This is a genomic window from Streptomyces sp. NBC_01198 (assembly GCF_036010485.1).
In the GTDB taxonomy this organism is placed as follows: Bacteria; Actinomycetota; Actinomycetes; order Streptomycetales; family Streptomycetaceae; genus Actinacidiphila.
Genome location: NZ_CP108568.1, coordinates 1,608,986 through 1,627,127 on the forward strand (window position 1 = coordinate 1,608,986; position 18,142 = coordinate 1,627,127).

Consider the following 18,142-nt stretch of genomic DNA (forward strand, 5'->3'; position numbering starts at 1 on the left):
GTGGCGCACCCGGCCGGTCAGGGGTCGAACCTGCTGGCGCCCACCGGTTCCTCCTCGGCGATGCCCGCCGGCATCGCGGGGTGCCGGCCGAGCAGGACCACGCCGACCACGATCGCCGCCAGGCCAGCCGCCTCCCAGGCCAGCGGTCCTGCGGTGAAGCGGAGCCGGTCGCCGAGGAAGCCGACGCCGCAGACGATGCCGGCGATCGGCTGCGCCGCCGTCAGCGAGGGCAGCGACATCCGCAGCGGGGCCATCTCGAAGGCGCTCTGCACCAGCAGCATGCCGGAGAGCCCGAGCACCCCGACGGCGTACGGCTGCCAGGACACCGCGAGCACGGCGAGGCCGCTGTCCTCGACGATCTGGCCGCAGACCCGGGTGAGCGAGTCCTGCAGCCCGTAGAGCAGGCCCGCCGCGAGGCCCAGCAGTGCCGCCTCGCCGGACCGGGGCAGTCTGCGGGCCTTGAGGGTGAGCAGCATCGCCAGGCCGGCGACGATGCCGAAGACCAGCCAGTGCCGCAGGGCGCCGGCTTCCGGGCCGCCGCCGCGTGGCCGGCCGGCCACGATGAAGCCGGTGACGCCGAGCGCGAGCACGACCACGCCGAACCAGCCGTTCCACCCCAGTGGCTGCCCGCTCAGCCGCCGGGACAGCGCCATCGCGAACAGCAGATTGGTCGCCGTGAGCGGTTCGACCAGCGAGACCTCGCCGTACGCGAGGGCGACCGCGCCCAGGATCTGGCCGCAGACCATCAGCCCGACGCCGAGCAGCCAGTCGGGCATGCGGATCAGGTCGAGCAGCAGCCGGAAGGACAGGAAGTCCGCGAGCGGGGCACGCGCCGCCGCGCGCTGCTGCAGCACGAACCCGAAGCCGAGGCAGCAGGCGGCGCCCAGCCCGAGCAGGAACACAGCCACCCGCTCACTGTAGCCCGGGACCCCCTCCGACATGCGAGTACGCCGGGCCGGGGTGCCAGATCCTGCGGCCCGGCGGCCTCACGCGTGGGTGCCCGGCACGGTCTGCGCGCTCTCCCACACGGTCAGGAAGGCCAGCCGGAGGCAGGCGGCGAGCGCCGGGTGCTCGATGTAGAGCGCGGTGGTGGTGCCGGTGCCCGCGACCGGGTCCGGCATGTCGCACAGCACCAGGCGGGCGTCGGCGACGACCAGTTTCAGCGGCAGCTCCGCGGTGAAGCGGCACTCCTCCCCCGCCGCGCCGAAGCGCCTGACGTTCTCCAGCACGTCCGCGTCGTCGAGCGCCTCATGGGTGTAGATGGCGCGCACGGTGCCCCCCGAGCGGTGCAGCCGGCGGGCGACCTTGATGCCGGGGGTGTTGGCGGCGGGGGCGACGAAGGGCGGTTTGCAGAAGCTGAGCAGTTCGTGGCCGGCGTGCGCCTGGATGTCGGTGAAGGCCTCGGCGATGGACTTGGGGTCGCGCAGGATCTCGACGTAGTCCAGCGGCACGGTGTGGTTGCGGCCGTCCGCCCAGACCGGGACGAGCGCCGCGGTCAGCGCGTTCGAGACCCGGTCGAGGCGTTCGAGCTGCTCGCGCTGGAGGGTCATCAGCCGGGCGACGGCCAGTTCGGGCGCGATGGCGGAGAAGGTCGCCACCCGCCCCGGGTGGGCGACCGCCAGCCGGCGCCGGACGAGCGCGTCCAGCACGTCGTAGACCCGCTGCCGGGGTACGTCGGCGGCGCGGGCGACCTCCGCGGCCGTATACGACTCGCGGCGGACCAGCGCGAGGTAGACCCGCGCCTCGTAGCGCGCCAGGCCGAGCGCGACGAGGTCGTTGACGGGTTCTTCCTCGGTGTCCATGGCGCCACAAGGTATACGGCGCTGATCCATGCGGGGAAGCGATCAGGCCGCCCGCCGACGGTGGTTCGAGGGGAAGCCTTTGCCATTGCCCGGTAGTCCCTTGGGAATGGTTTCACTACCTTCGACCTCGGCCACCACTGAACGGGGTGGCAGTGAACGGAAGTTGACAACAGTCATCGACGTGATCACCGGTGAACGTGCGCCACACGAAGTCCCAGGCGACACCGCTCCATGATCAGTTGTCATGACCTTGACAAAGAGATCATCCGCGGGCGCCCTCGGGAGCAGATCCCCCCATCGGAGGGCAGTTCATTGCAGCTGACAAATCCCGGCCGGATCAGACGTGCCGTCCGCCGCGCCGCCGTCGCGGTCGTCGCGGCCGGCGCGCTGGTCACCGGCGGCATGGTCGCCGCCGCGTCGCCGTCCGCGGCCGGCACCCCCGCGGCCACCCCCGCCGCGGCCACCGGCGCGCACACCACCAGGCTCTGCTCGGCCCCGGCCACGCCCGGCGTGATGTCGTGCCTGGCCCTGGCGCGCACCGACGTCGTGCACCACCTCGGCATCTCCCCCGACGCCACCCCGTCCGGCTACGGCCCCACCGACCTGCAGGGCGCGTACGCGCTGCCCTCGTCGGCCGGCTCCGGCGCCACCGTGGCGATCGTGGACGCGCAGGACGACCCGAGCGCCGAGGCCGACCTGGGCACGTACCGCAGCCAGTACGGCCTGCCGGCCTGCACCACGGCCAACGGCTGCTTCAAGAAGGTCAACCAGAGCGGCGGCACCAGCTACCCGTCAGCGGACTCCGGCTGGGCAGGTGAGATCTCGCTCGACCTGGACATGGTCAGCGCCGTGTGCCCGCAGTGCCACATCCTGCTGGTCGAGGCCACCTCGGCGAGCATGGCCGACCTGGGCACCGCGGTGAACCGGGCCGTCACCCTGGGCGCGAAGTACGTGTCCAACAGCTACGGCGGCGACGAGGACTCCAGCGACACCACCTCCGACTCGCAGTACTTCAACCACCCCGGCGTGGCCATCACCGTCAGCTCCGGCGACGAGGGCTACGGCGCCGAGTACCCCGCCTCCTCCCGCTACGTCACCGCGGTCGGCGGCACCTCGCTGTCCCGGTCCAGCGGCACCTCGCGCGGCTGGACCGAGAAGGTCTGGGGCTCGACCACCGGCGACGGCGCCGGCTCGGGCTGCTCGGCCTACGACGCCAAGCCCAGCTGGCAGACCGACACCGGCTGCGCCCGGCGGACCGTCGCCGACGTCTCCGCGGTCGCCGACCCGGCCACCGGCCTGGCCGTCTACGACAGCTACCAGGCCAGCGGCTGGCAGGTCTACGGCGGCACCAGCGCCTCGTCGCCGATCATCGCCTCGGTCTACGCGCTGGCCGGCACCCCGGCCGCGGGCACCACCCCGGCCTCCTACCCCTACGCGCACACCAGCGCGCTCAACGACGTGACCACCGGCACCAACGGCTCCTGCGGCAGCAGCTACCTGTGCACCGCGAAGGCGGGTTACGACGGCCCGACCGGCCTCGGCACCCCGAACGGCACGGCCGCCTTCACCAGCGGCGGCTCGACCGGGAACACCGTGAGCGTCACCAGCCCGGGCAACCAGTCCACCAAGGTGAGCACCGCGGTCAGCCTGCAGATCCACGCCACCGACTCCGCGTCCGGCCAGACCCTGACCTACACCGCGACCGGTCTGCCGCCGGGTCTGTCGATCAGCTCCTCGACCGGCCTGATCTCCGGCACCACCTCCGCCACCACCGGCACCTACAGCGTCACCGTCACCGCCAAGGACTCCACCAACGCCACCGGCACCGCGTCCTTCACCTGGTCCGTCACCAGCAGCGGCGGAGGCGGCGGCTGCACCGCCGGCCAACTCCTGGCCAACCCCGGCTTCGAAAGCGGCGCCACCGGCTGGACCTCCTCCAGCGGAGTCATCGACAGCAGCACCGACGCCCCCGCCCACGCCGGCTCCTACAAGGCCTGGCTCGACGGCTACGGCACCACCCACACCGACACCCTCTCCCAGCCCGTCACCATCCCCGCCGGCTGCACCAGCGCCACCCTCACCTTCTACCTCTACGTCGACTCCAGCGAGACCACCACCACCACCGCCTACGACAAGCTCACCGTCGCAGCCGGCACCACCACCGTGGCCTCCTACTCCAACATCAACAAGGGCACCGGCTACGTCCAGCGCACCGTCAGCCTCACCCCCTACATCGGCCAGACCGTCACCCTGAAGTTCACCGGGACCGAGGACTCCTCCCTGGCCACCTCGTTCCTCATCGACGACACCGCCGTCAACGTCAGCTGACACACACGGCACCGCGGTATCGCTGAGCGATCGGCGGACCCGGACCGGCCCCCACTGCCGGCCCGGGTCCTTCGCCGTCCCGGACGCACCCTGCCGCCCGGGGCGTTCATCGGACGTCGACCGTGATGCTCCACGGCACGATGGCCAGGCAGGACATCCCGCCGGGCTCGTCCGGACAGGCCCGCCGGCTGCCGCTGAGGGTGGCGTCGCCGACGGCGGCACCCCGGTAGACACCCGACGAGACCTCGGTCAACGCCCCACCCGACTCGGCCGCGGTATTTCCCCGCTCGCCGAAACGCAGCCGGAGCGTGCTGCCGACGCTCAGGCAGATCTTCCCCGGCGTGTCCTTGCTCGACAGGTCGAGGACCACGTCGCCGCAGTCCGCGGAGACGTCCGTACCGCCCGCGGGGTCCGGGGGCACCACCCGCACCCCGGACGCCGAGCTGCAGCCCGCCGCGAGCACGGTGACGGCGACGGCGCCCGCGACGGCGGCAGCAGGTATCCGATGGCGCATCACCGTCCTCCTCCCGTGACCGTTTCGCGGCGGTCAAGGGTGGGACGCAGGCGGGCGCGATCGGGTTCCCGGTGTTCTCGCCCCGGACTTCCCACTCCTGCCTGGCGATCCGTGCGGTCCGGGGTCAGGCCTCGGTGATCCGGCCGCCCGCGACCTCGATCCGCCGGGTGGTGTGCACCGCGTCCAGCATCCGCCGGTCGTGGGTGACCAGCAGCAGGGTGCCCTGATACGCCGCCAGGGCCGCCTCCAGCTGCTCGATCGCCGGCAGGTCGAGGTGGTTGGTGGGCTCGTCGAGCACCAGCAGATTGACCCCGCGGGCCTGCAGCAGCGCCAGGGCCGCCCGGGTGCGCTCCCCCGGCGACAGCGTGGCCGCCGGCCGCATCACGTGGTCGGCCCTGAGGCCGAACTTCGCCAGCAGGGTGCGGATCGCGGCCGGGTCCAGGTCGGGCGCCGGGCCGCGGAAGGCGTCGAGCAGCGGTTCTGTGCCGCGGAAGAGGCCGCGCGCCTGGTCGACCTCGCCGACCAGCACACCGGGGCCGAGCGCGCTGCGGCCCCGGTCCAGCGGCAGGCGGCCGAGCAGTGCCGCCAGCAGGGTGGACTTGCCCGAGCCGTTGGCGCCGGTGATCGCGACCCGGTCGGCCCAGTCGATCTGCAGGTCCACCGGGCCGAAGCGGAAGTCCCCGCGGCGGACCTCGGCGCCGCTCAGGGTGGCCACCACCGCGCCGGCCCGGGGCGCCGCGGCGATCTCCATCCGCAGCTCCCACTCCTTGCGCGGCTCCTCGACCGTGTCCAGCCGCTCGATCAGGCGCTCGGTCTGCCGGGCCTTGGCCGCCTGCTTCTCGCTGCCCTCCGCGCGCGCCTTGCGGGCGATCTTGTCGTTGTCGGGCGCCTTGCGCAGGGCGTTGCGGGTGCCCTTGTCCATCCAGCCGCGCTGCATGCGTGCCCTGGCCTCAAGGCCCGCCTTGGTGTCGGCGTACTCGTCGTACTCCTCCCTGGCGTGCCGACGGGCGGTGGCCCGCTCCTCCAGATACGAGGCGTACCCGCCGCCGTAGACCGCGACCTGATGCTGTGCCAGGTCCAGCTCCACCACCCGGTTGGCGGTGCGCGTGAGGAATTCCCGGTCGTGGCTGACCAGGACGGTGCCGGCGCGCAGGCCGGTGACGAACTTCTCCAGCCGCTCCAGGCCGTCCAGGTCGAGGTCGTTGGTGGGCTCGTCGAGCAGGAAGACGTCGTAGCGGCTGAGCAGCAGCGAGGCGAGCCCGGCGCGGGCGGCCTGGCCGCCGGACAGGGCGTACATCTCCTGGTCGAGGCTGATGCCCAGGCCCAGCGAGGTCGTGGCCTCCGCCGCGCGTTCGTCCAGGTCGGCGCCGCCGAGCGCGAGCCAGCGCTCCAGGCCCACCGCGTAGGCGTCGTCCGCGCCGGGCGCTCCGTCGACCAGCGCCTGGGTGGCCGCCTCCAGTGCCTGCTGGGCCGCGCTGACACCGGTCCTGCGGGCCAGAAAGTCCCGAACCGTCTCGCCGTTGTCCGAGCGGTCGGGTTCCTGCGGCAGATGGCCCACGGTGGCGGTGGCGGGGCTGAGCCGCAGCGTGCCGTCCTCCGGGGTGTCGAGACCGGCGAGCAGCCGCAGCAGCGTCGACTTGCCGGCACCGTTGGCGCCGACGAGACCGATGACGTCACCGGGCCCGACCACCAGGTCGAGGCCCGAGAACAGCGCGCGGTCGCCATGTCCTGCGGCGAGATTCCTGGCTACAAGGGTGGCACTCATCAGGCCCAGGATCCTAGCGGCTGCCGGCGAGCGCGGCGAGGCGACCGGCGCCGGCGCCCGGCAGACACGATCTTCGCAGGCGGGCGCATGGGTTGCCTTCTTACGCCGCCTTAACCTACGGTTGCGTAACTTACGACAGCGTAGGTGTTTTCGCCGTCCCCGCTGTCTCCGCTGATCCCCCCGTACTGTCCCCCTCCGTCCCCAGGAGCCCCCGTGACCGTTACCTCGCCCCACCTCGCCCGACCGGATGTCTGGAGTGACGCAGCGCTCCTCCACGCACTGGAAGAGGTGGTCGAGCGCGAGCTGAACCGGCACCTGGGGGTGGCCAAGGAGTGGATGCCGCACGAGTACGTGCCGTGGAGTGACGGCCGGAACTTCGACGGCGTCATGGAGGGCGAGGCGTGGGCGCCCGACCAGTCCAAGGTCTCGGCGATCGGCCGGATAGCTCTTGTGGTCAACCTGCTCACCGAGGACAACCTGCCCAGCTACCACCACGAGATCGCCACGCTCTTCGGCCGCGACGGCGCCTGGGGCACCTGGGTCCACCGGTGGACCGCGGAGGAGGGCAGGCACGCGATCGTCATGCGCGACTACCTGCTCACCAGCAGGGCCGTCGACCCGGTCGAGCTGGAGCGCTTCCGGATGATGCACATGTCGGAGGGCTTCGAGCACGACCACCGGCACAGCATGCTGCACTCGGTGGCCTACGTGGCCTTCCAGGAGCTCGCCACCCGGGTCTCGCACCGCAACACCGGCCGCGAGTCCGGCGACCCGGTGTGCGACCGGATGCTCGCCAGGATCGCCACCGACGAGAACCTGCACATGGTCTTCTACCGCAACCTGCTGGCCGCGTCGCTGCAGCTCGCGCCCGACCTGGCGATGCAGGCGATCCGCGACGTCGTCGTCGCCTTCCGGATGCCCGGCCACGGTATGCCCGGCTTCGAGCGGGCCGCGGCGCGGATGGCCATCGGCGGCATCTACAACCTGCGGATCCACCATGACGACGTGCTGCAGCCGGTGCTGCGGCACCTCAAGGTGCTCGAGGTCTCGGGCCTCGGCCCGGAGGGGCTGCGGGCCCAGGAGGAGCTCGGCCTCTTCATGGGCGGCCTGAACGAGCAGGCGGTGCGGTTCGACACCAAGCGCGCCACCCTGCTGGCGCGGCGCGCCAAGGCCTGATCCCGCGCCCCGCGGGGCGCCCGGCCGGCGCCCTGCGGGCCGCCGGCCGGTGGGGCGGGTGGTTCCCGCCCCACCGGCGGTTCTGGCGTCCGGCCCACCCCAACGGAGGTTCTGACGCCCGGCCCGCCCCACCGGCAGCTCTGGCCCGCCGCCGCGGCGGCGTCGCCGTAAGGCGCACGCCGGCCGAGAACGGCGTTGGCGACGAAATCCAAGCGTGCGGGCTTGATTGATTCCGGGTCCGCTGGGACCCTCGGGACACGCCGAACTGGGGGTGCCCGTGGAAACACCGGTCCTGGACGACCTGCTCGCAGAAACCGCCGGCCTCGACGCCCTGGTGGCGGAGCTGGAACCGGCGGCATGGGGGCGCGAGACCCCGGCCGAGGGGTGGACGATCGCGCACCAGATCGCCCACCTGGCCTGGACCGACCACCGCGCCCTGCTGGCGGTGACCGAACCCGAGGCCTTCGCCCGCGAGTTCGACGCGGCCGCGGCGCACTTCGACACCTACGTGGACGACGGCGCCCGTCAGGGCGCGGCCCTGCCGCCGGGCGAGCTGCTTGCGCGGTGGCGGGAGGGCCGCGACCGGTTGTCCGAGGCGCTGGCGTCGCAGCCGAAAGGCGTCCGCTTCCGCTGGTTCGGGCCGCCGATGAGCACCGCGTCGATGGCGACGGGCCGGCTGATGGAGACCTGGGCACACGGCGAGGACGTCGCGGACACCCTCGGCGTGCGGCGGGAGCCGACCGCCCGGCTGTGGCACGTGGCCCGCATCGGCGTGCGCGCAAGGGACTTCGCCTTCTCCGTGCACGGCAGACCTGCGCCCGCGGAGGAGTTCCGGGTCGAACTGACCGCCCCTGACGGCTCGTTGTGGACCTTCGGCCCGGACGACGCCGCCCAGCGGGTGACCGGGACCGCGCTGGACTTCTGCCTGCTTGCGGTACGCCGCAGGCATCGCGACGACGTGCGGCTTGAGGCGCACGGCCCGGACGCCGACGCCTGGTTGTCGCTGGTGCAGGCCTTCGCGGGGCCGCCGGGTGACAGCCGGAAGCCGTCGCGGGGAGCGGCGGGATGACGTCCCTCGACGTCCGCGGCACGGACTTCGCCGAGCGGGCCGCCGCGATGACCGCGCGGCTCACCGAACTGGCCGCGGCGCACGCCGACGCCCTGGCCGGTGGCGGCCCGAAGTATCGGCAGCGGCACCGCGCCCGCGGCAAGCTGCAGGCCCGGGAGCGTATCGAGCTGCTGCTCGACCCGGACACGCCCTTCCTGGAGCTGTCGCCACTGGCCGGCTGGGGCAGCGACTTCACCACCGGCGCGTCGCTGGTCACCGGGATCGGCGTGATCGAGGGCACCGAGTGCGTGGTGACGGCCAACGACCCGACCGTGCGCGGCGGTTCGAGCAACCCGTGGACGCTGAAGAAGGCGCTGCGGGCCAACGAGATCGCCTTCGCCAACCGGCTGCCGGTGGTGAGCCTGGTGGAGTCGGGCGGCGCCGACCTGCCCAGCCAGAAGGAGATCTTCATCCCGGGCGGCGCCCTCTTCCGCGACCTGACCCGGCTGTCCGCGGCCGGCATCCCGACGGTCGCGGTGGTCTTCGGCAACTCCACCGCGGGCGGCGCCTACATCCCAGGGATGTCGGACCACGTCATCATGGTCAAGGAGCGCGCGAAGGTCTTCCTCGGCGGCCCGCCGCTGGTGAAGATGGCCACCGGCGAGGAGAGCGACGACGAGTCGCTGGGCGGCGCCGACATGCACGCGAGAATCTCCGGCCTGGCCGACCACTTCGCCCTGGACGAGCCGGACGCGCTGCGTATCGCCCGCCGGGTGGTGGCGCGGCTCAACATCCGCAAGCCCGGACCCGGTCCACGTCCGCACCCGGCGGCGCCGCTGTTCGACCCGGCGGACCTGCTGGGCATCGTGCCGGGCGACCTGCGCACCCCCTTCGACCCGCGCGAGGTCATCGTGCGGATCGCGGACGGCTCGGCCTTCGACGAGTTCAAGCCGCTGTACGGGCCGTCCCTGGCGACCGGTTGGGCCGAGGTGCACGGCTATCCGGTCGGCATCCTGGCCAACGCGCAGGGCGTGCTCTTCAGCCCCGAGTCGCAGAAGGCCGCGCAGTTCATCCAGCTGGCCAACCAGCGGGACATCCCGCTGCTGTTCCTGCACAACACCACCGGCTACATGGTCGGGAAGCAGTACGAGCAGGGCGGCATCATCAAGCACGGCGCGATGATGATCAACGCGGTCTCCAACTCGCGGGTCCCGCACATCTCGGTTCTGATGGGCGCCAGTTACGGCGCCGGGCACTACGGGATGTGCGGGCGGGCCTTCGAGCCGCGCTTCCTGTTCTCCTGGCCGAGCGCCAAGTCCGCGGTGATGGGCCCCAGCCAGCTCGCCGGGGTGCTCTCGATCGTCGCCCGGCAGTCGGCGGCGGCGCGCGGGCTGCCCTACGACGAGGACGCGGACGCGGGGCTGCGGGCGGCGGTGGAGCAGCAGATCGAGGCGGAGTCGCTGCCGATGTTCCTGTCGGGGCGGCTCTACGACGACGGCGTGATCGACCCGCGCGACACCCGTACGGTGCTCGGCCTGTGCCTGTCGGCGGTGCACGGGGCGCCGGTGGAGGGAGCGCGCGGCGGTTTCGGGGTCTTCCGGATGTGACGGTGGTCTGCGTCGGTGAGAGGGAGGGGGCGGGCCTGTGGGCACGCCGATCGGTTCTGTGCTGGTGGCCAACCGGGGCGAGATCGCCCGGCGGGTCTTCCGCACCTGCCGCGAGCTGGGCATCGCCACGGTCGCGGTGCACTCCGACGCGGACGCGGCCGCCGCGCACGTGGTGGAGGCCGACGCCGCCGTGCGGCTGCCGGGTGACGCGCCCGCCCAGACGTATCTACGGGCGGACCTGCTGGTGGCCGCGGCCCTGTCGGCGGGCGCGGACGCGGTGCACCCGGGATACGGCTTCCTGTCGGAGAGCGCCGGCTTCGCGCGGGCGGTCGTCGCCGCCGGCCTGGTGTGGATCGGTCCGCCGGCCGCGGCGGTCGAGGCGATGGGATCCAAGACCCGGGCGAAGGAGCTGATGGCGGCGGCCGGTGTGCCGGTCTTCGCGGCGCTCGACCCGGCGGCGGTCACCGGAGCGGATCTGCCGGTGCTGGTGAAGGCCGCCGCGGGCGGCGGCGGCCGCGGGATGCGGGTGGTGCGCGACGTCGCGGCCCTGGAAGGGGAGTTGGCGGCGGCGCGGGCCGAGGCGGCGGCGGCCTTCGGCGACGGGGAGGTCTTCGTCGAGCCGTATGTCGAGGGCGCCCGGCACGTCGAGGTGCAGCTGCTGGCCGACGGGCACGGCACGGTGTGGGTGCTCGGCGAGCGGGACTGCTCGCTGCAGCGGCGGCACCAGAAGGTGATCGAGGAGACCCCGGCGCCCGGCCTGACCGAGGCGTTGCGCGCGGGGCTGCACGAGGCGGCCGAGCGTGCGGCCCGCTCGATCGGTTACCGGGGCGCGGGCACCGCGGAGTTCCTGGTGGCGGCGGACGGCCGGCCGTACTTCCTGGAGATGAACACCCGCCTCCAGGTGGAGCATCCGGTCACCGAGTGCGTCACCGGGCTCGACCTGGTGGCGTGGCAGATCAGGATCGCCGAGGGCGCGGCCCTGCCACCGCGGCCGCCGCGGCCGCGCGGGCACGCGGTGGAGGCCCGGCTGTGCGCCGAGGACCCGTCGCGCGGCTGGCAGCCGCAGCCGGGCGGGCTGCACCGGCTGGAGATACCCGGCGTGGACGCGGAGTTCGGCGTGCCGCCGGGGCGGGAGGCGGGGCTGCGGCTGGATTCCGGGGTGACCGGCGGCGAGCGGATCGGGGTGCACTACGACCCGATGCTGGCCAAGGTGATCGCCTGGGCGCCGACCCGCGCCGAGGCGGTCCGCCGGCTGGCGCACGCGCTGGAGCGGGCGCGGCTGCACGGCCCGGTGACCAACCGGGACCTGCTGGTCCGCGCGCTGCGCCATCCGGACTTCGCCGCCGGGCGGCTGGACACGGCCTTCCTCGAACGGCACGCCGCCGCGCTCGGCCTCGCCGGTCAGGAGGCTCCGCGACCTGCCGACGACCGGGAGCGGCTCGCCGCGCTGGCCGCCGCGCTCGCGGACGCCGCCCGGCGTACGGGAGCGGCCGGCGCGCCGGTGCCGGTACGCCTCGGCGGCTGGCGGAACGTCCCCTCGCAGCCGCAGCTCAAGCGCTACGCGGGTGAACCGGGCGGGCGGGCGTACGACATCCGCTACCGGCTGGACCGGGACGGGCTGACCGCGGAGGGCTTCGACGGCGTCCGCCTGGTGAGTGCCGCCGCGGACCGGGTCGCGCTGGAGATCGACGGGGTCCGGCGGACCTTCGACATCGCGGTGTACCCGGAACGGACCTTCGTGGACTCGCCGTTCGGGTCCGCCGCGCTCACCGTGCTGCCGCGCTTCCCCGACCCCGGGCAGTCCGCCGCGCCCGGTTCGCTGCGGGCGACGATGCCCGGCACCGTCGTCAGGACCGCCGGCCTCACCCCGGGCGACCGGGTCGAGGCGGGGCAGCCGCTGCTGTGGCTGGAGGCGATGAAGATGGAACACGTGGTCGCCGCCCCGACCGCCGGGACGCTGCTCGAACTCACCGCCGACGTCGGCCGCCAGGTCGAACTCGGCGCCGTACTGGCCGTCGTCAAGGAGGAGAGGGAGGAGACAGGACCATGACCACCGTCCGCAGCACCTTCGACAGCGCCCTGCTGGAGACCGGGGAGCGGCGCGCCCTGCGCGAGGCCGTCGGCGCCCTCGGCCGCCGCTACGGCCGCGACTACTTCACGGCGGCCGTCAGGGCCGGCAAGCAGACCGACGAGCTGTGGCAGGAGGCGGGCGGCCTCGGCTACCTCGGCGTCAACCTGCCGGAGGAGTACGGCGGCGGGGGCGGCGGGATGGCCGAACTGTCGATCGTGCTGGAGGAGCTGGGGGCGGCGGGCTGCCCGCTGCTGCTGCTCATCGTCTCCCCGGCGATCTGCGGCACGGTCATCGCCAGGTTCGGCACCGACGCACAGCGGCAGCGCTGGCTGCCGGGGCTCGCGGACGGCTCGCTGCGTATCGCGTTCGGCATCACCGAGCCCGACGCGGGGTCCAACTCGCACCGCATCACCACCACCGCCCGCCGCGACCCGGACACCGGCGGCTGGCTGCTGACCGGCCGCAAGGTCTTCGTCTCCGGTGTCGACATCGCCGACGCCACGCTGATCGTCGGCCGCACCGAGGACGCCCGCACCGGACGGCTCAAGCCGTGCCTGTTCCTGGTCGAACGGGAGACTCCCGGCTTCGACTTCCGGCCGATCGAGATGGAGCTGTCGGCGCCCGAGAAGCAGTTCCAGCTCTTCCTGGACGATGTGGCGCTGCCCGCCGAGGCGTTGGTCGGCGACGAGGACGCGGGGCTGCTGCAGCTCTTCGCCGGGCTCAACCCCGAGCGGATCATGACCGCCGCCTTCTCGATCGGCATGGGCCGCTACGCCGTCGACCGCGCGGTCGACTACGCCCGCACCCGGCAGGTGTGGTCCACCCCGATCGGCGGCCACCAGGCCATCGCCCACCCGCTGGCGCAGGCGCACATCGAGCTGGAACTCGCCCGGCTGATGATGCAGAAGGCCGCCTACCTCTACGACGCCGGCGACGACATGGCCGCGGGCGAGGCCGCGAACATGGCCAAGTACGCGGCAGCGGAGGCGTGCGCGCGGGCCGTCGACCAGGCCGTGCACACCCTCGGCGGCAACGGCCTGACCACGGAGTACGGTCTGGCGTCACTGCTCACCGCCTCCCGGGTGGGCCGGATAGCCCCGGTCAGCCGGGAGATGATCCTCAACTTCGTCTCCCACCACAGCCTCGGGCTGCCCAAGTCGTACTGACCAGGACCCGTCCCCGTACCGCCCCCCGCGACCGGCCACCGGCGTGCGCCCGCCGCCCACCCGAGGTGAAGGAGAACCCCCGTGCCCGATGAGCCGCTGGTGCGCCGGCACACCGAACGTGCCATAGCCGTGCTCACGCTCGACTCACCGCACAACCGCAACGCCCTGTCCGCCGCGCTGATCGCCGAGCTCACCGAGGCCCTGGACAGCGCGGACGCCGATCCGGAGGTGCGGGCCGTCCTGCTCACCCACACCGGCACCACCTTCTGCGCGGGCGCCGACCTCAAGGCCGACGGCGTACGCGGCGGGCCGAAGCTGCTCGTGGCGCTGATCGAGCGGATCGCCGCCCTGGCCAAGCCGGTGGTGGCGCGGGCCGACGGGCACGTCAGGGCGGGCGGCCTCGGGCTGCTGGCGGCCTGCGACATCGCGGTGGCCGGTGAGGCGGCCACCTTCGCCTTCACCGAGGTACGCCTCGGCCTCGCCGCCTCGGTCGCCTCGATCCCGGTGCTGGCGCGGGCCGACCCGCGGGCCGCGGCCCGCTACCTGCTCACCGGCGAGACCTTCGGCACCGCGGAGGCGGTCAGGATCGGCCTGGTCACCGCGTGGGACGAGGCGCTCGACGGGATCCTGGCCGGGCTGCGGGCGGCCTCGCCGCAGGGGCTCGCGGCGTCCAAGGAGATCAGCACGGCGCTGCTCAGACAGCGGATCGCCGGCACCGCGGCGGGACTGCAGGAGCAGAGCGCGCGGCTCTTCGCGTCGGCGGAGGCCGCCGAGGGCATCAGGGCCGCACTGGAACGCCGGGACCCGCCATGGGCGTGCTAGCCGCCGGGGCCGCCGCCTCCCCCGACCGCTTCCCCAAGCAGGACCGCAGTCGCGCCACCCGGCTGCGCGTCCTGGAGGCCGCGGTGTCCTGCCTGGCCGAACACGGGTGGTCGGGCAGTACGGTCGCGGTCGTCTGCGCCCGGGCCGGGGTGTCCCGCGGCGCGGCCCAGCACCACTTCCCCACCAGGGAGGAGCTGTTCACCGCCGCGATCGGGCACATGGCGGAGCAGTGGCTGACCGCGGTACGCGAACGCGCCCTCGCACTGCCCCGCGAGGGCCCCGACCGGACCTACGCGGTGGTCGACATGCTGGTCGCCGTGCACACCGGCCCGCTCTTCCGCGCCGCCCTGCACCTGTGGACGGCCGCCACCGCGGAGGAGCGGCTGCGGCCCGGGGTGACCGCGCTCGAAGCGCGGATCGGGCGCGAGGCGCACCGTCTCGCCGTGGACTTCCTCGGCGCCGACGAGTCCCGGCCGGGCGTGCGCGAGACCGTGCAGGCGACCCTGGACATGGCCCGCGGCCTCGGCCTGGCCAATCTCCTCAGCGACGACTCGGCCCGGCGCGGCCGGATCGTCCGGCAATGGGCCGCGGTGCTCGACCAGGCGCTCCGCGACTGACCCGGGGTGCGTGCGGTGGCGGCCGTCGAGTCCGCGGGCGCGGTCGCGCCGGCGGGCAGCGCAAAGGCCCGGTGCCTGAGGGCACCGGGCCTTTCCGTGCAGTAGCGGGGACAGGATTTGAACCTGCGACCTCTGGGTTATGAGCCCAGCGAGCTACCGAGCTGCTCCACCCCGCGTCGGTGAACATCACACTACGCGTCAGGCGCGCTCAGGCCAAATCCTTTCCCCGCGCCTCTCCCGCCGAGCCGGGCCGGGGGTGCCCTGCGGGGTCCGGGGCGGGCTTCGGATGTTTGGGGGCGGGCGGAGAGTGCCAGGTAGGGGGCATGGAGAATCAACGGGCGGCCGGGGTCGTGACCTCGGCCGAGGTGACAGACGCCCTCAGCCGCCGGCAGCCCGTGGTGGCGCTGGAATCGACGATCATCGCCCACGGCCTGCCGAGACCGCGCAACCTGCGGGTGGCCCGGGAGTTGGAGGAGCTCGTCAGGAAGGCCGGCGCGGTGCCGGCCACCGTCGCGGTGATCGACGGTGTGCCCCGGGTGGGCCTGACGAAGGGCGAGGTCGAGCGGGTCGCCCAGGACCCGGACATGCGCAAGCTCGGCTTTCGCGACCTGGCGCCGGCGATGGCGGCAGGGGTGAGCGGCGCGACGACGGTCTCGGGCACCGCGTTCCTGGCGGCGCGTGCGGGGATCAGGGTGTTCGGCACCGGGGGCCTCGGCGGGGTGCACCGGGGGTGGACCGAGGTGCAGGACGAGTCCGCCGACCTGGCCCTGCTGGCCCGTACCCGGATCACCGTGGTGTGCGCGGGTGTGAAGTCGATCCTGGACGTGCCCGCCACATTGCAGCGGCTGGAGACGCTGGGCGTCGGCGTCGTCGGTTTCGGCACCGGCCGCTTCCCGGGGTTCTACCTGACCGACTCCGGTGAGCCGGTGGACTGGACGGTGCGGGACGCCGGGGAGGTGGCCGCGGTGATGCGCGGCCAGGACGCGCTCGGCGGCCACGACGCCGCCCTGATCGTGGCCAACCCGGTGGCCGCCGAGCACCAGCTCGACCGCGCCCTGCACGACCGGGTGCTGGCCGAGGCGCTGGCGGCGGTGGAGCGCGAGGGTGTCACCGGGCAGGCGATCACGCCGTATCTGCTGGCGTATCTGACCGAGCACACCGAGGGCGCCTCGCTGGAGGCGAATCTCGCCGCGGTGCGCGGCAACGTGGCGCTGGCCGGGGACATCGCCGTGGCCTGGTCGCGGCGGCCGTGAGCCGGGCGGGCCGCGGGCTGCTGGTGGTCGGCGACACCGTGACCGATGTGGTGGCCCGGCACGCGGAGCCGCTGGCCGCGGACACCGACACCGCGGCCCGTATCGCGGTGCTGCCGGGCGGCGCGGGCGCCAACGTGGCCTGCTGGGCCGCCCATCGGGGCGCGCCTGACGTGCGGCTGCTGTCCAGGGTCGGCGCGGACTCCGCCGACTGGCACCGCGCGGCCCTGGCGGCGGCCGGCGTCGAGCCGGTGCTGCGGGTCGACCGGGAGCAGCCCACCGCGGTGGTGATCGCGCTGGTCGACGCCGCCGCGGAACGCACCCTGGTCACCGACAGCGGCGCCGCCTTCCGGCTCGGGCCGGCCGACTGGGACGAGGCGCTGCTCGACGGGATCGGCCATGTCCACCTCTCCGGCTACCTGTTCTTCTGCGAGCCGGGCCGGGAGCTGGCCGCCCTGGCCGGCGCGGCGGCCCGCGCCCGCGGCCTGCCGGTGAGCGTCGACCCGGCGTCCGCCGGTTTTCTGCGCGGCCTCGGGGTACCGCGCTTCCTGGACCTGGTCGCGGGCACGGACCTGCTGCTGCCGAACGCCGACGAGGCGGCGCTGCTGTCCGGTACCGCGGAACCGGCCGCCGCGGCGGCCGGGTTGAGCGGCCGCTGCGGCACCGTGGTGGTGACGCTCGGCGCGGGCGGCGCGCTGGCCGCGACCCGCGGGCGGGTCAGCGCTCGGGCATCCGCCGTGCCGGCGACCGCCGTTGACAGCACCGGGGCGGGCGACGCCTTCACCGGGGGGCTGCTCGCGGCCCGGCTGGCGGGCGCGGATCTCGCGGAGGCGCTGGCGGCCGGCTGCCGGAGCGGCGCCGAGGCCGTCATGGCGGTGGGCGGACGGCCGGCCGCTCCGTGACCCGGAAGGCTCGAACAACCGTCCATCGGCGACGATATGCTGGCACGTACAACGGGACGGGGTGGTCGGCGTGGACAATCTGTGGTGGATTATTCCGGTTCTGCTGTTCGGCGGCGGCTTCGTGGGCGACAAGATCAGCGCCGCGGCGAAGATCCGGCACCGGCGCAAGCTCGAACTCATCAAGGCCCAGGAGCGCCGGCAGCGTGAGCTGAGCGCCGCCAACCGCCCGCCGGAACCGGTCTGCGGCTGCACCCACCACCTGGCGATGCACGGCAAGGACGACGGCAAGTGCCACGAGGTGGTCGAGGCACCGTCGTTGTGGGACGCCGACCGCAAGCCGCTGCAGTACGAGCCCCAGCAGTGCAACTGCCAGCAGTACGTGGGTCCTGAGCCGCTCGGTACGGTCTTCGCGCCGGAGATCACCGACCTGCGGTGACGCCGTCGGCACCGCCGACGGCTCTTGCGCTGAGGAGTTGAAGCGCTGACGAATGGTCGTTGCCACGACCGGTAAGTGTCCGAGGGGGGACTTGAACCCCCACGCCCGATAAAGGGCACTAGCACCTCAAGCTAGCGCGTCTGCCATTCCGCCACCCGGACCGGGTGTGCCGCCGCGGCCGCGGGGCCGTGGTGACACCGACCACGATACCAAGGATCGGCAGTGCTTCTCACCTGCGATTCCCGTCGCCCTGCTGGGGGCGCGCGGCGATCGCGCGGTGGTGGCGGACGACCTCGTCGATGATGAAGTTCAGGAACTTCTCGGCGAAGGCCGGGTCGAGCCTGGCGTCCTCGGCGAGGCGGCGCAGCCGGGCGATCTGGTCGGCCTCGCGGGCCGGGTCGGCGGGCGGCAGGTCGTGGGCGGCCTTGAGCTCGCCGACCTGCTGGGTGCACTTGAAGCGCTCGGCCAGCAGGTGCACCAGGGCCGCGTCCAGGTTGTCGATGCTGCCGCGCAGCTCCCTCAGGCGCCGCAGTGCCTGCTCGTCACCCACCAGGGTGTGCTCGGCGGTCGGCTGGTCGCTCATCTCGGTGCCATCCTGGTAGGTCCGTGGTGCACGGCTGCACGGTCCCGATCACCCT

At 73.6% G+C, this 18,142-nt stretch carries 16 protein-coding genes and 2 tRNA genes; 11 read left to right on the forward strand and 7 right to left on the reverse strand.

The genetic code is table 11. From position 1 onward, the window contains the following. Positions 1-17 precede the first annotated feature (17 nt). Entirely contained in the window at positions 18-908 is an 891-nt protein-coding gene (locus OG702_RS07275; protein WP_327288034.1) for a DMT family transporter, read from the reverse strand. Positions 909-986: 78 nt separating this feature from the next. Beyond that, positions 987-1,802: a TrmB family transcriptional regulator gene (locus OG702_RS07280; RefSeq protein ID WP_327288035.1), complete on the reverse strand. Its 816-nt coding sequence runs from the start codon at positions 1,800-1,802 to the stop codon at positions 987-989. 312 nt (positions 1,803-2,114) lie between these two features. Here OG702_RS07280 and OG702_RS07285 point away from each other — a divergent pair, with 312 nt between their 5' ends. Beyond that, positions 2,115-4,130 carry a putative Ig domain-containing protein gene (locus tag OG702_RS07285; protein WP_442814325.1) on the forward strand — a complete coding sequence of 672 codons (2,016 nt, stop codon included), beginning with the start codon at positions 2,115-2,117 and terminating at the stop codon, positions 4,128-4,130. A 106-nt stretch (positions 4,131-4,236) separates the two neighbouring features. Here OG702_RS07285 and OG702_RS07290 read toward each other — a convergent pair whose 3' ends face one another. Continuing rightward, entirely contained in the window at positions 4,237-4,644 is a 408-nt protein-coding gene (locus tag OG702_RS07290) for a hypothetical protein (RefSeq protein WP_327288036.1), read from the reverse strand. A gap of 124 nt (positions 4,645-4,768) precedes the next feature. After that, a complete protein-coding gene (locus OG702_RS07295; RefSeq protein WP_327288037.1) occupies positions 4,769-6,409 on the reverse strand; it encodes an ABC-F family ATP-binding cassette domain-containing protein in 1,641 nt (546 codons plus the stop codon). 213 nt (positions 6,410-6,622) lie between these two features. Between OG702_RS07295 and OG702_RS07300 the strand changes: the two genes are divergently transcribed. The 7 genes from OG702_RS07300 to OG702_RS07330 all read left to right on the forward strand — a co-directional run bounded on the left by OG702_RS07300 (position 6,623) and on the right by OG702_RS07330 (position 14,916). Then, on the forward strand, positions 6,623-7,585 hold the full coding sequence (locus OG702_RS07300; protein WP_327288038.1) for an acyl-ACP desaturase: 963 nt from the start codon (positions 6,623-6,625) through the stop codon (positions 7,583-7,585). Positions 7,586-7,856: 271 nt separating this feature from the next. Continuing rightward, on the forward strand, positions 7,857-8,654 hold the full coding sequence (locus OG702_RS07305; RefSeq protein WP_327288039.1) for a TIGR03084 family metal-binding protein: 798 nt from the start codon (positions 7,857-7,859) through the stop codon (positions 8,652-8,654). Further along, a complete protein-coding gene (locus OG702_RS07310) occupies positions 8,651-10,240 on the forward strand; it encodes an acyl-CoA carboxylase subunit beta (RefSeq protein WP_327288040.1) in 1,590 nt (529 codons plus the stop codon). Before OG702_RS07305 ends, OG702_RS07310 begins: the two co-directional genes overlap by 4 nt. A gap of 37 nt (positions 10,241-10,277) precedes the next feature. Further along, positions 10,278-12,290: an ATP-binding protein gene (locus OG702_RS07315; RefSeq protein ID WP_327288041.1), complete on the forward strand. Its 2,013-nt coding sequence runs from the start codon at positions 10,278-10,280 to the stop codon at positions 12,288-12,290. Beyond that, positions 12,287-13,477: an acyl-CoA dehydrogenase family protein gene (locus OG702_RS07320; protein ID WP_327288042.1), complete on the forward strand. Its 1,191-nt coding sequence runs from the start codon at positions 12,287-12,289 to the stop codon at positions 13,475-13,477. Before OG702_RS07315 ends, OG702_RS07320 begins: the two co-directional genes overlap by 4 nt. Positions 13,478-13,558: 81 nt before the next feature. Further along, entirely contained in the window at positions 13,559-14,299 is a 741-nt protein-coding gene (locus OG702_RS07325) for an enoyl-CoA hydratase family protein (protein WP_327288043.1), read from the forward strand. Then, positions 14,287-14,916 (forward strand): TetR/AcrR family transcriptional regulator, encoded by a 630-nt coding sequence (locus OG702_RS07330; RefSeq protein ID WP_327288044.1) that lies wholly within the window; start codon positions 14,287-14,289, stop codon positions 14,914-14,916. Before OG702_RS07325 ends, OG702_RS07330 begins: the two co-directional genes overlap by 13 nt. Before the next feature lie 102 nt (positions 14,917-15,018). Here the strand turns inward: OG702_RS07330 and OG702_RS07335 are convergent. Then, positions 15,019-15,092 (reverse strand) — tRNA-Met (locus OG702_RS07335). A gap of 147 nt (positions 15,093-15,239) precedes the next feature. On the opposite strand from OG702_RS07335, the gene OG702_RS07340 reads away from it, so the two are divergent. From OG702_RS07340 to OG702_RS07350, 3 genes are all read left to right on the forward strand, one after another. Then, complete coding sequence (locus OG702_RS07340) at positions 15,240-16,169, forward strand: pseudouridine-5'-phosphate glycosidase (protein WP_327288045.1); 930 nt, start codon at positions 15,240-15,242, stop codon at positions 16,167-16,169. After that, the gene (locus tag OG702_RS07345; protein ID WP_327288046.1) at positions 16,166-17,068 is read left to right on the forward strand and encodes a carbohydrate kinase family protein; all 903 of its coding nucleotides are present in this window, start codon (positions 16,166-16,168) and stop codon (positions 17,066-17,068) included. The genes OG702_RS07340 and OG702_RS07345 overlap by 4 nt, the downstream gene beginning before the upstream one ends. Before the next feature lie 79 nt (positions 17,069-17,147). Next, positions 17,148-17,504 carry a hypothetical protein gene (locus OG702_RS07350; RefSeq protein ID WP_327293116.1) on the forward strand — a complete coding sequence of 119 codons (357 nt, stop codon included), beginning with the start codon at positions 17,148-17,150 and terminating at the stop codon, positions 17,502-17,504. 76 nt (positions 17,505-17,580) lie between these two features. Here the strand turns inward: OG702_RS07350 and OG702_RS07355 are convergent. Together OG702_RS07355 and OG702_RS07360 are read right to left on the reverse strand one after the other, a co-directional pair. Beyond that, positions 17,581-17,665, reverse strand: a tRNA-Leu gene (locus OG702_RS07355). A gap of 68 nt (positions 17,666-17,733) precedes the next feature. Then, the gene (locus OG702_RS07360; RefSeq protein ID WP_327288047.1) at positions 17,734-18,087 is read right to left on the reverse strand and encodes a chorismate mutase; all 354 of its coding nucleotides are present in this window, start codon (positions 18,085-18,087) and stop codon (positions 17,734-17,736) included. Positions 18,088-18,142 lie beyond the last annotated feature (55 nt).

Coding starts and splice junctions, on each gene's coding strand:
- OG702_RS07280 (WP_327288035.1), bottom strand. CDS start 1,802: ATGGACACCGAGGAAGAACCCGTCAACGACCTCGTCGCGCTCGGCCTG.
- OG702_RS07290 (WP_327288036.1), bottom strand. CDS start 4,644: ATGCGCCATCGGATACCTGCTGCCGCCGTCGCGGGCGCCGTCGCCGTC.
- OG702_RS07295 (WP_327288037.1), bottom strand. CDS start 6,409: ATGAGTGCCACCCTTGTAGCCAGGAATCTCGCCGCAGGACATGGCGAC.
- OG702_RS07310 (WP_327288040.1), top strand. CDS start 8,651: ATGACGTCCCTCGACGTCCGCGGCACGGACTTCGCCGAGCGGGCCGCC.
- OG702_RS07320 (WP_327288042.1), top strand. CDS start 12,287: ATGACCACCGTCCGCAGCACCTTCGACAGCGCCCTGCTGGAGACCGGG.
- OG702_RS07330 (WP_327288044.1), top strand. CDS start 14,287: ATGGGCGTGCTAGCCGCCGGGGCCGCCGCCTCCCCCGACCGCTTCCCC.
- OG702_RS07340 (WP_327288045.1), top strand. CDS start 15,240: ATGGAGAATCAACGGGCGGCCGGGGTCGTGACCTCGGCCGAGGTGACA.
- OG702_RS07360 (WP_327288047.1), bottom strand. CDS start 18,087: ATGAGCGACCAGCCGACCGCCGAGCACACCCTGGTGGGTGACGAGCAG.